Origin of the sequence: Flavobacterium sp. 11 (genome assembly GCF_002754315.1) — a bacterium.
In the GTDB taxonomy this organism is placed as follows: Bacteria; Bacteroidota; Bacteroidia; order Flavobacteriales; family Flavobacteriaceae; genus Flavobacterium; species Flavobacterium algoritolerans.
Window position 1 is genome coordinate 2,447,173 of sequence record NZ_PEFE01000001.1, and the last position, 11,769, is coordinate 2,458,941.

At 33.8% G+C, this 11,769-nt stretch carries 11 protein-coding genes; all 11 read right to left on the reverse strand.

What is annotated here, in order from left to right:
* Nucleotides 1-4: 4 nt before the first annotated feature.
* The 11 genes from CLV00_RS10600 to CLV00_RS10650 all read right to left on the reverse strand — a co-directional run bounded on the left by CLV00_RS10600 (nucleotide 5) and on the right by CLV00_RS10650 (nucleotide 11,709).
* The gene (locus CLV00_RS10600; RefSeq protein WP_099715176.1) at nucleotides 5-1,438 is read right to left on the reverse strand and encodes an LptF/LptG family permease; all 1,434 of its coding nucleotides are present in this window, start codon (nucleotides 1,436-1,438) and stop codon (nucleotides 5-7) included.
* Between the two features lie 8 nt (nucleotides 1,439-1,446).
* Nucleotides 1,447-2,136, reverse strand: a complete 690-nt coding sequence (locus CLV00_RS10605) for an outer membrane lipoprotein carrier protein LolA (protein WP_099716312.1) — start codon at nucleotides 2,134-2,136, stop codon at nucleotides 1,447-1,449.
* Between the two features lie 4 nt (nucleotides 2,137-2,140).
* The gene (locus tag CLV00_RS10610) at nucleotides 2,141-4,588 is read right to left on the reverse strand and encodes a DNA translocase FtsK (protein WP_099715177.1); all 2,448 of its coding nucleotides are present in this window, start codon (nucleotides 4,586-4,588) and stop codon (nucleotides 2,141-2,143) included.
* Nucleotides 4,589-4,606: 18 nt separating this feature from the next.
* A complete protein-coding gene (locus CLV00_RS10615; RefSeq protein ID WP_099715178.1) occupies nucleotides 4,607-4,981 on the reverse strand; it encodes a diacylglycerol kinase family protein in 375 nt (124 codons plus the stop codon).
* A 10-nt stretch (nucleotides 4,982-4,991) separates the two neighbouring features.
* Nucleotides 4,992-5,489 carry a thiol peroxidase gene (tpx, locus tag CLV00_RS10620; protein ID WP_099715179.1) on the reverse strand — a complete coding sequence of 166 codons (498 nt, stop codon included), beginning with the start codon at nucleotides 5,487-5,489 and terminating at the stop codon, nucleotides 4,992-4,994.
* Between the two features lie 177 nt (nucleotides 5,490-5,666).
* The gene (locus CLV00_RS10625; RefSeq protein WP_091172168.1) at nucleotides 5,667-5,924 is read right to left on the reverse strand and encodes a hypothetical protein; all 258 of its coding nucleotides are present in this window, start codon (nucleotides 5,922-5,924) and stop codon (nucleotides 5,667-5,669) included.
* A gap of 142 nt (nucleotides 5,925-6,066) precedes the next feature.
* Entirely contained in the window at nucleotides 6,067-6,375 is a 309-nt protein-coding gene (locus CLV00_RS10630) for a co-chaperone YbbN (protein WP_099715180.1), read from the reverse strand.
* A gap of 86 nt (nucleotides 6,376-6,461) precedes the next feature.
* Nucleotides 6,462-7,100: a peroxiredoxin gene (locus CLV00_RS10635; protein ID WP_099715181.1), complete on the reverse strand. Its 639-nt coding sequence runs from the start codon at nucleotides 7,098-7,100 to the stop codon at nucleotides 6,462-6,464.
* A 141-nt stretch (nucleotides 7,101-7,241) separates the two neighbouring features.
* Nucleotides 7,242-8,852 carry a glycoside hydrolase family 3 protein gene (locus tag CLV00_RS10640; protein WP_099715182.1) on the reverse strand — a complete coding sequence of 537 codons (1,611 nt, stop codon included), beginning with the start codon at nucleotides 8,850-8,852 and terminating at the stop codon, nucleotides 7,242-7,244.
* Between the two features lie 25 nt (nucleotides 8,853-8,877).
* Entirely contained in the window at nucleotides 8,878-10,149 is a 1,272-nt protein-coding gene (locus CLV00_RS10645; protein WP_099715183.1) for an MFS transporter, read from the reverse strand.
* Between the two features lie 27 nt (nucleotides 10,150-10,176).
* Complete coding sequence (locus CLV00_RS10650; protein ID WP_099715184.1) at nucleotides 10,177-11,709, reverse strand: glycoside hydrolase family 10 protein; 1,533 nt, start codon at nucleotides 11,707-11,709, stop codon at nucleotides 10,177-10,179.
* Nucleotides 11,710-11,769 lie beyond the last annotated feature (60 nt).

Consider the following 11,769-nt stretch of genomic DNA (forward strand, 5'->3'; position numbering starts at 1 on the left):
GTTGTTAATTTTGTGATGGTAGTATTTTTTTAATTATTTTTTGGAATGGAGCCAGAATAACGTCCATATTTATTAATCCAATATCGTTTGTGGCTCTATATGTTAATAAAACCGCTAATGGAGTCAGGATAAATGAGGATAACCAAGCTCCCATAAAAGGAGTCATTCCGTTTTCCTGTGCTATTCTTTTTCCAAAAGTATTTATAAAGTGAAATGTAATAAAGATTAAAATTGCAAAAACAATTGGAAGTCCTAAACCACCTTTTCTGATGATTGCTCCTAATGGTGCTCCAATGAAAAACATTAGAAAACAGGCAAATACAATTACAAATTTATCGTAAAAAGCCAATAAATGTTTATTGATATTTTTTTGTTTGTTGTCTAGTTCTGCTTTAGTGGTATCGATGGAGTAGGTTGTGCTGGCAAGATTACTGACTGCTATTTTTAAAATATCCGATTTTTGTTCTAAAGTATACAATGACAAAATATCTTTAGGAAGCGGTTTTCTTTTTGGTGCTTTCTCCAGTTTTTTATTTAAAGGAATACCAACTCGCATGTTGCTATTTTCAGAAAATGAAATAATGTCATTTTTTATGTTTTTGTTCAATGAATCCAAAGTGTATTTTAATTCATTAACAGTCAGCATTGTGTTCGTGTTTGCCACACTTTCATCGGTTACATCGGTCTTGTTTAATTCAGATAAATCGATGTTTATGATGTGTTTTTTAAAGGAGCTTTTGGCAAAAGGCATTTTAATGCGATCTTCATACTTTTTAGGAACAATATCCTCGTAGTAGTATCCGTCGTTAAGCACCAATTGTAAAATACTGGATTGTTCACTGCTGATTAACTCACCATCTTTTGCTTTGATTACGGTTTTACTTCCGTCACCAATGTTTGATTTTTTGTGAATTGTCACACCGGTAAGAATATTGCCTTGTTCACCGGATTTTTTATTCACCTTAATGTTGTAAAACCCCACATCATTAAACTGACCTTCGGCTATAGCCAATGCCGGTTTTACCTGCGCAATGTTTTTTCTGAAATTGATAAATTTGTATTCCGCATAGGGAATAACATTATTCGAAAAAAAGAAAGCTACAATACTTAATAAAATGATAAAAACAGTCAGACTTCTCATGGCTCTTTGCAACGAAATCCCAGAAGATTTCATCGCTGCGAATTCATAATTCTCAGCTAAATTACCAAAGGTCATTATGGAAGCCAATAGTATAGAAAGAGGCAATACCAATGGTACAATTCTAGGCATGGAAAATGCCAGGAATTTAATAATCATTAATAAATCTAAATCTTTTCCAGCCAATTCTGATATGAATAACCAGACGGTTTGAAGTATAAAAATGAAAAATAGGATTACAAATACCGTAGTAAATGTAGTCAAGAATGTTTTTAATAAGTATTTGTCAAGAATTTTCACCGAATAGATTAATCTAATTTGTTGATGTAGTAATTTGGATATTTACTTTCCGCAAATGTAAATTGATTTTTTGACAAAGGTTGGTTGGTTTTGAAAGAATTAACCGTTAAAGTTGTTTTTGTACCTTTTTTACCCACTTCTATTAAGTTATAGATGTGTTTGGTTTGGATATCAATCCCTAGTAATACTTCTTTTCTCTGATCTTTAGAATTGGTAGGAACCAATTTTATATACTGAATTTTTCGGCCTTTTACGTTCTGTAAAATATCCATATTGTATTTATAACCCGTATTGAAAAAAGTTAACATTTTTGAAGGTGTAATAGCATTATCGTCTTTTTCGTTGACTTTAGAAATAGTAATTTCCTCATCTTCCGGAACAATAGTGTATGTTTTTTTACCATCAAAAATTTTAGTCACTCCCATGAAATTCAAGACATATTGATTTCCCTTCATGGTTACATTTCCTTTACTGTCCTGATTGATGTTTTCTTTAGCGTTATTCAAAGAATACTTGAAATCGATTACGATTGTATTGTAGCTTTTTACTTTGGCGGTAACTTGATCTAAAAGTTCTTTTGCTTTTTTGTCTTGTGCTTGTATTGAGAAACTAAAAAATAATAATGCTGCAATTAAAAGAAATTTTTTCCCCATATTTTCTGTATTGTTTTTTTTAGATTCTTGAATTTTTGATTTCATGGTATTAGTTGTTTTGTTCATTGTTGAAAAATTGATCAAGAGAACTCATGTCCAGAATGTTTACACTGCGTGCTTTACTTCCTTCAAAAGGGCCTACAATTCCTGCAGCTTCGAGTTGATCAATCAATCGACCTGCTCTGTTGTAGCCTAGTTTTAGTTTTCTTTGTAACAATGAAGCCGAACCTTGTTGTGCATTTACAATGATTTCGGCAGCTTCTCTAAACAAAGTATCTCTATCGGAGATATCCATATCAAGATTAATGCCACTTTCCTCCCCAACGAACTCAGGAAGTAAATAAGCTGTTGCATATGCTTTTTGTGAACCAATGAAATCAGTGATTTTCTCCACTTCGGGAGTGTCGATAAAGGCACATTGTACCCGTACCACATCATTTCCGTTAGTATAAAGCATATCACCACGTCCTATTAATTGATCGGCACCTTGAGTATCCAGAATGGTTCGGGAATCAATTTTTGAGGTAACTCTAAAAGCTATTCTCGCAGGAAAATTGGCTTTTATTAAACCTGTAATTACATTCACAGACGGTCTCTGTGTCGCTATAATTAAGTGAATTCCAATAGCTCGCGCCAGTTGTGCCAAACGTGCAATAGGAACTTCGACTTCTTTACCGGCAGTCATAATTAAATCGGCAAACTCATCCACTACAAGAACGATGTATGGCAAAAATCGGTGTCCGTTTTCAGGATTCAGTTTTCGAGCTTTAAATTTATCGTTGTATTCTTTTATGTTACGCACCATCGCATCTTTCAACAAAGAATAACGGTTGTCCATTTCCACACAAAGTGAATTTAATGTGTTGACCACTTTTGCATTATCCGTAATAATAGCATCATCCATGTCAGGAAGCTTGGCTAAATAATGTCTTTCAATTTTATTAAAAAGGGTCAGCTCTACTTTTTTAGGATCGACCAAAACAAACTTAACTTCGGCTGGATGTTTTTTGTACAAAAGAGAAGTCAGAACGGCATTCAAACCAACAGATTTTCCTTGTCCGGTAGCTCCCGCCATCAATAAGTGAGGCATTTTGGCTAAATCCACGACAAATGTTTCATTCGAAATTGTTTTTCCAAGAGCGATTGGTAATTCCATTTCGGCTTCCTGAAATTTGGCAGAGCCAATAACACTTTTCATAGAAACCATCGTTGGATTCTTATTAGGAACCTCGATTCCTATAGTTCCTTTTCCAGGAATAGGAGCAATGATACGAATTCCTAATGCCGAAAGGGACAACGCGATATCGTCCTCCAGACTCTTGATTTTTGAAATACGAATTCCCGCTTCCGGAACAATTTCATATAACGTAACCGATGGTCCAACGGTCGCTTTTATCTGTGCAATTTCTATTTTGTAATTGCGAAGCGTATCAACAATTCGGTTCTTATTTTCTTCTAATTCTTCTTGGTTGATGGTAATTCCTCCGGTCGAATATTCTTTTAATAAATCAATCGTAGGGAATTTGTAATTGGATAAATCCAAAGTTGGATCAAATAATCCAAAATCAGCAACCAATCGAGAGGCAAGATTTTCCTCTATAATATCTTCTTCCGGAGCCGATTCTATTACAAAAGATTCGTCAGCATTCGATATAACTTCTGGAGTTGCAACTGGTGTAACTTGCATAGCAAGTGGTTTTGCAACGGGATCTCTGTTGATATCCGATGAATTGCTGATAGTTGGTTTCAAGGCTTCTTTGTTAATTTCGAATTGTGAACCATTCGTTTTTAAATGAATGTCATCCAGTTCGTCTTCAACAACAGCAAATTCTTCCAGGTTATAACCACTTTTGCCATTATTTAGCGGATTAGTGATTGGAATCGCCTTCATTTCTTTTTTGGTAGTATCAAAAAAGGACTGAATACTTTCCGGCGAAAGCTTTATTTTGAAAATTATATAAATGATTAGTCCGAATAGCAAAATCAATAATGTTCCTGTTTTTCCGATGTAATCCTGCAGGAATAAATTCAATTCATATCCAACAGTTCCTCCTAATTCAGGTGCTGAAGTGGCAAAAAATCCAAATAAAACGGATAAGATAATAATCACGAATAAATCCCAAAACCAAATATTCTTGAGCTTTCCTAGAGAAATACCAAGAACCATGTATATTCCGGTAAGGAAAAATAAGCGCACAAATATAAATGCAGCAATTCCAAAACCTCTGTAAATAAGTAAATCAGCTAAAAATGCGCCAAATTTCCCCAACCAATTATGAACTATTTCAGCTCTGTTAGTTAGTTCTCTAACAGCGCTTTGATCTTGTTGTCCGTAAATGAAAAAGGAAATAAACGCAAATAATAAAGCTATTGAAAATAATACCAAAAGAGATCCAAAAACAATTTTGTGTTGTTTGGTGATTCTTAATCGATTATTCCCCTCAGCTTTAGCATCGTTTTTTTTATCTAAAGGTGCTGTTTTTTTTATTTTTGCCATTCTTGATTATAATAATATCTAAAGTAATATTGGGATATATATGATTAAACCGATTGCTATCGCTGTTAAAGCAGCAAAAAATACTGCTCCTGCCGCAATATCTTTAATAAATCCAATTCTTTCATGATAATTAGGATGAATAAAATCAGCTACTTTTTCAATTGCTGTATTTAAACCTTCGATACTCATCACCAAACCAATGGCTAAAGTTTGAAAAAGCCATTCCGTTTTAGAGATGCCAAAATAAAATCCGGCAATGGTCATCAATATTCCTATTGAAAATTGTACCATAATACTGTGCTCTGTGGTAATCAATTTTAAGGCACCCTTAAAAGCATAAGTGACACTTTTTAATCTCCCGGTAAAGAAAGTATTATCTTTTTGAAATTCCATTCGGATGCTGTTAAAGTACCGCTAATGCAGCTTCGTAGTTTGGTTCGTCTGCAATTTCAGCAACTTGTTCCGTATGTGTAATTGTTCCGTTTTCATCAACAACAATAATAACTCTTGAATGTAATCCAGCCAAAGGTCCGTCAGTAATTTCTAAACCATTTGTTTTACCAAAACTTCCTTCTGAAAAATCAGATAAGTTAACTACATTTTCAAGTCCTTCCGCACCGCAAAAACGTTTTTGAGCAAATGGCAAATCTCTTGAAATACATAAAACAGTAGTATTCTCTAAAGTACTGGCACTTTCATTAAATCTTCTAACTGATGCAGCACAAGTTCCAGTATCAACACTTGGAAAAATATTTAGAACTAATTTTTTTCCAGCAAAGTCAGCTAGTGAAGTGTATGAAAGATCAGTTTTAACTAATTTAAAATCAGCGATTTTTGTTCCTACTTTTGGTAATTCCCCTGAAGTCTGTACTGGATTTCCCCCTAATGTTATTGAAGCCATAGTGTTTGTTTTTTAATGAGGTTCAAAAGTATGAAAATTATTTAAGAATTTGTCCTCAAATGTCGTGATAAGTTTACCATTTGGGTTCAAATTATCAACCGTAAGATTCCAATGTGTTCAATAAAAAAACGCACTCGTTGCGGAGTGCGTTTTAGAAATATTGAATTAAAAATTCCTTTATTTGTCGATAGAACCCAAAACACGTTTCATGAAAGTGTTTAAAGCTTCTTTTTTATCAGTTCCGGTTTTCACCAGTTTGTTAACTTCCAAAGCGCCGTACATATTAGAAATTAATTCCCCTATAACATCTAATTCTTCATCTTTCAATGACGAAATTTCAGTCATTGCTTCCAGAACTTCGATTGTTTCTATGATGTAATCTTCATCATTTTCTTCTATAAACTGCGTTAAATGCTTAATTACGGGTAATTTCATATTTTTAAAAGTTTAAAGTTTAATGTTTTTAAAGTTTTTAAAGTTTTAAGGTTTTTGAGCTGCTGTTGCAGTATACTCTGTAAGTTTAGCATTAAACTTATTTATAAAGTCAGGCAACTTTAAACTTTAAACTAAGAAATGATTAAACTATTTCGTTTACTAATTCAATTAGTACTTCTTGTTTATTGGTTTGTGTTTCGTTTACCAATTTACCATTTACAAAAGTGGCAAAAGTTGGTAAATTACTCACATTCGCTAATTTTCTGGATTCTGGAAAATTCTCAGCATCAACAAGAGCAAAAGTAATTGCTTCGTTTTCTGAAGCTAATTTTTTGAATTTTGGCTTCATAATTCGGCAATTTCCGCACCATGATGCCGAAAATTGAACGACTACTTTCTCGTCTTTTGCAATTAAATCCTGTAACGTATCTTCGGTTAATTCGATTAACATATTTATTGAATTTCAAAATGCAATTGCAATAGCAATATTCAATGTTTTAATTGAAATTTGGTATTGCAATTGACATTGTTATTGAATTAGTTTAAACTTAAGTATTCAGCAGTACTTTTTCTGTCAGCACTCATTGCTTCTTTTCCAGCTTCCCAGTTTGCAGGACAAACTTCTCCTTTTTCTTGAATGTGTGCATAAGCATCAACCATACGTAAATATTCATTTACATTACGACCTAATGGCATATCGTTTACACTTTCGTGGAAAATTTTTCCAGTTTCATCAATAAGGTAAGTTGCTCTGTATGTTACATTAGAACCTTCAATAATGATAGAATCAGTATCTTCGCTGTAGCTAGTTGATTCAACATCAAGGATTCCTAAAATATTAGATAAGTTTCTGTTTGTATCAGCAAGAATTGGATAAGTAACACCTTCAATTCCACCATTGTTTTTTGCAGTATTTAACCATGCAAAATGCACTTCATTGGTATCGCAAGATGCACCTATAACAATTGTATTTCTTTTTTCGAATTCTGGTAAAGCCGCTTGAAAAGCATGTAATTCAGTTGGGCAAACGAATGTAAAATCTTTTGGGTACCAAAATAAAAGTACTTTTTTGTTGTTATTTACAGCTTCTTCGAAAATGTTGATTTTTAAATTATCACCCATTTCAGAGATAGCGTCTACTGCAATACTTGGAAATTTTTTACCTACTAATGACATTTTATTTACTTTTTTAGTTATTTTTTTGATGGTGCAAAAGTAGTTATACTAAAAGTAAATAGGAATAGCAGTTGATTATAAATATTTATTTCAAAATAGGGAATTACTATACTGTTATTTTCGAAAGATTTAAGGTGTTAATTATAGGAAGTTAACCTCCACAGGAAGAGTTCCTTTGCATTTTGTGTTTTCCAAAAGTTGTTCGGCGGCGGCTTCTTGAAATTCTGCAAAATCTTGATACATTTCTACAATTCCCAAAGCATGTTCTAGATTTGGAATTATTTGTAATGCATACGGATTCCCAAAAACATACAAAACACATTTTTTGGTGGTGAATAAGTTGCCTAAAAATTGAAGTACGGAGTCTTCAATGTCAAAATTGTTTAAAGGTTTTGCCTTTGGAACAAATAAAGAAATAACTAGTGTGTCAAATCTATTTAAATTTGTTTCTAATTCCTTAAAAACGGATTCACCTCCAGTTTCATAACTAAATTCTGGGGAAGGCAAAGCGTTTGTCAAGCTTTTAAAAAACACAGTATCGGTATTTTTATAAATGCTGATTTTGGCGAAATCTTCTCTGTTTTTAGCATCAAAAACGGTCACGGTATTGTGATTGTCTTTTATTTTTGTAATGGAGTTTTGAGCAATTTTCAGGTTTAATTTCGAAGTGGTTTCAAAATCAAAATCATTTTCTGAAAGGTTTGGCAAGTTCAGATTTCCGTCTGTGATTCCTGCTTTTTGTTTGCATTTCCAAATGCGTTGAAAACTGGCTTCAATTCGCTCTGGAGTTGCGTTTTTTAGGATTTCCTGAATTCCTTCGGGAACATTTTCGGCAAAGCATAACACATCATTTCCGGCATTGAAAGCTTCCCATTCCAATTGTCCTTTTTGATCGTATAATTTAGAAACGCTGTGCATGTTCAACGCATCCGAAATCACTAATCCATCATATCTCAATTGCTTGCGCAAAAGTGTTTCGATCACGGATTTTGATAACGTCGCCGAAGTATCTTTTCCTTCGTTCAAAGCTGGAACGGCCAAATGACCAATCATAATTGAATCGACATTATTCTCGATTCCTTTTATAAATGGAACTAATTCATTGGCTAGTAATTCGTCCAATGTTTCTTTTAAAACCGGTAATCCTAAATGTGAATCGACATTGGTATTTCCGTGTCCGGGAAAATGTTTGAGGCATCCTAAAATCCCTACATCATTCATTCCTCTAAGATATTCCAGCGCAAAATCAGCTACTTTTTCTTTGTTTTGACCAAAAGAACGGTACCCAATTACCGGATTATTCGGGTTGTTATTGATGTCCGCCAATGGCGCTAAATTATAATGAATCCCAACGGATTTTAAGTCTAGACCTATTTGTTTCCCCACTTCGTAAACCAAATGTTTTTCACTTTCAGGCAAAGCGCCAAGAGTAATTGCATATGGATATTGAGGTGTTTTTTCGACGCGCATGGCTAATCCCCATTCGGCATCAATACTCATTAATAACGGAGTTGTAGCACAATTCTGGTACCTGATAATGAGTTCCTTTAAACGTTGAAAACTATCATCATTCAGGACTACTTTTTTCTTGGTTTCATAATTCGTTGCGGCACTGGCTCGGCTATGAAAAAAAGTCAATCCGCCTATATTGTAATCTCTAATTAATCGTTCAGTAGCCTGAATATTTTCCTCGGTATCATTGATGAAAACGGCTGGAAAGAAAAATTGTCCTATTTTATGTTCTAATGTCATTCTGAAACAACTTTAAATGGTAAAATTAAATATCTGATTTCTTTCCAAAATCGGCTGGAAAAATCAAAAATCGTGATAAAATTAATCCTGGTATGGTTGCTAAAAACACCCAAATAAAGAAATTTCCATACCCCAAATATTCTTGAATATAACCGCTTATCATTCCTGGAAGCATCATTCCTAATGCCATAAATCCGGTTGCAATGGAGTAGTGGGACGTTTTTGATTCTCCATCGGCCACATAAATTAAATACATCATGAAAGCGGCAAAACCAAATCCATAGCCGAATTGTTCTGCGATTACCGTTGCATAAATATAGAAAACAGAGCCAGGGTGAAAATGTGACAATAAAATGAATCCAATTATGGGTAAGTGCATGGCTAAAATCATGGGTAACATCCATTTTCCTAATCCATCTCTAGAAATAACAATGCCTCCTAAAATTCCTCCAATAGTAAGCGAAATCACACCAAAAGTTCCATAAATCACACCAACATTTTGTGTGGTTAAACCCATTCCGCCTGCAGTTATTGGGTCTATTAAAAAAGGAGTCAGCATTTTTAACAATTGGGATTCCCCTAATCTGAATAATAGAATGAACGCCAAAACTAAACCAATTTGTTTCTTTTGAAAAAAAGTTGCAAAAACAGCTCCAAAACTCTTATTTGGAACTGATTCTGCTTTTGTTTCTGAGATTTTTGCTTCAATTTTTGGAGTCGAAAAATAATTATAAATGGTAATTACAGTCATAATTAATCCTACAACTACCATCGTATACGACCAAGCTTTTTGTTTATCACCATACTCTTGTTCCAAATAACCGGCAATAACTACGATTAATCCGTTTCCGGTAAGCATGGAAAGTCTGTAAAAAGTACTTCTGATACCAAGGAAAAAGGATTGTTGGTCTTTTTCTAAAGCCAACATATAAAATCCATCACTCGCCACATCATTAGAGGCAGATGCAAATGCGGCAACCCAAAAAACGGCTAAACTGATAACGAAAAAATTACTCAAAGGAATCGTTAAACCCACAATCAAAAAAGCTAGTGAAATGAGCAATTGCATACTTAAAAACCACTTTCTCTTAGTAGAATAAAGATCAATAAACGGACTCCATAACGGTTTAATTACCCAAGGTAAATACAGTAAACTAGTATAAATTCCAATATCTTCATTATTGATTCCGAGGTTTTTATACATAATCACCGATACCGAAATAATAATGGCATAAGGCAATCCGGAAGCAAAGTTTAAAACGGGAATCCAATACCAAGGTCTATTGTCTGTTTTCATTTTTAGCGTATTATATTCGATTAAATTTTATAGCGTAAAGTTCACTAAAGTTGGGTCACTTTCATTACCATAAAAATCAATGAATGTAATCGCGCAGGTTGTATTTTTGTCTAATTTGTATGTTGGAATCACAACTTCAACAGTATCAACATTGTCTTTGAATGCTATTTTATCAAGAATTTGGCTTGGATCGTTTACATCAATTTTTGAATTGAATTTGGCACCATAAACCATAACATAACGCACTTTACTGTACAAAGGATACGTAACATTGAATCTTGATGAAATAGGATCTATCAAAATGTTATTCGCTGTGGGTACGATAGCCATTTTTTTTACTGAACTAGGAACCACAGTAGGAAGAGCTGGATATTTGTATTGGTTTTCTGTTAGTAATTTGGTCACACTTTGATTTTTATTCAAAAATGATTTGGCACTAAAAAAAGCATTTCCCTGAATGTTTTTGTAGGATCTGGTGATGTCTATTTGATTCGGAATTTCATTTGGATTATTCCATCTTTTATCAGAATCCGTGTTGATTTTATAGGTTCCGTTACCAATGTAGATTGCGGTATTCGTTGAATTTTCAGACCACCAGCGCAATAATTTCGAATAAGAAGCTTTAGGATGATCCATGCTCCAGTACAATTGCGGAACAAGGTAATCAATCCATTTGTTTTCCATCCAAGCCAACGGATCAGCGAATAAATCGTCATAATTAGTTTGTCCTGCTTCTGTTTCGGAACCTTTTGGATCCACAGATTTATTTCTCCAAACTCCAAACGGACTGATACCAAATTGTACCCAAGGTTTGATGTTTTTAATAGAAACTGAAACATCTTTCACAAAAGTATTGACATTCGAACGTCTCCAATCTTCTATACTCATTCCGTTTCCATATTTTTTGAAAGAATCGGTATCATTAAATACTTCTCCTTTTATTCTGTACGGATAAAAATAGTCGTCAAAATGTATGGCATCAATGTCATAATTTTGAACTACTTCTTCCACAACGGTCAATAAATGTTTTTGAACTTCTGGTAATGCGGGATTGTAATAATATTTCCCACCGTATTTAATCATCCAGTCCGGATGTTTGAAATAGTCATGTTCCGGACTTAATAGTGCGGTATTGTAATCCATTGTAGCACGATATGGATTTAACCAAGCATGAAATTCAAATCCACGGGCATGAGTTTCAGCAATCATCCAAGCCAATGTGTCAAAATAGGGTTTTGGAGCTTGTCCTTCTTTTCCAGTCAAAAAACGGGACCAAGGCGCTAATTTTGTTGGGTAAAAAGCATCGCCGACACTTCGAATCTGAACAATTACGGCATTATAATTTAGTTTTTTATACGTGTCTAAAATCTCAATATAATCTGCTTTTTGTTTGGCAACATTATCAGTACTGGTTTTTGGCCAGTCAATATTTACCACGGTAGCAATCCAAACGGCTCTAAATTCATTTTTTGGATTTGTTGCCATTGCTTGTGCGTTACCATTCCAAAAAGAAAGTAAAAGGAACGAAATAAGCAAAAGGGTGTGCTTGTAATTTTTCATTAGAGTCTTGTTTATAAAGTATTCAAAAATAGTTTTTTTAGTGAAATTTACCAGTTAAAA

Bases quoted from the DNA above. Each gene is read 5' to 3' on its own strand.
- CLV00_RS10645 (WP_099715183.1), bottom strand. From the start codon at position 10,149: ATGAAAACAGACAATAGACCTTGGTATTGGATTCCCGTTTTAAACTTT.
- CLV00_RS10650 (WP_099715184.1), bottom strand. From the start codon at position 11,709: ATGAAAAATTACAAGCACACCCTTTTGCTTATTTCGTTCCTTTTACTT.
- CLV00_RS10615 (WP_099715178.1), bottom strand. From the start codon at position 4,981: ATGGAATTTCAAAAAGATAATACTTTCTTTACCGGGAGATTAAAAAGT.
- CLV00_RS10605 (WP_099716312.1), bottom strand. From the start codon at position 2,136: ATGAAATCAAAAATTCAAGAATCTAAAAAAAACAATACAGAAAATATG.
- CLV00_RS10635 (WP_099715181.1), bottom strand. From the start codon at position 7,100: ATGTCATTAGTAGGTAAAAAATTTCCAAGTATTGCAGTAGACGCTATC.
- CLV00_RS10625 (WP_091172168.1), bottom strand. From the start codon at position 5,924: ATGAAATTACCCGTAATTAAGCATTTAACGCAGTTTATAGAAGAAAAT.
- CLV00_RS10610 (WP_099715177.1), bottom strand. From the start codon at position 4,588: ATGGCAAAAATAAAAAAAACAGCACCTTTAGATAAAAAAAACGATGCT.
- CLV00_RS10630 (WP_099715180.1), bottom strand. From the start codon at position 6,375: ATGTTAATCGAATTAACCGAAGATACGTTACAGGATTTAATTGCAAAA.
- tpx (WP_099715179.1), bottom strand. From the start codon at position 5,489: ATGGCTTCAATAACATTAGGGGGAAATCCAGTACAGACTTCAGGGGAA.
- CLV00_RS10640 (WP_099715182.1), bottom strand. From the start codon at position 8,852: ATGACATTAGAACATAAAATAGGACAATTTTTCTTTCCAGCCGTTTTC.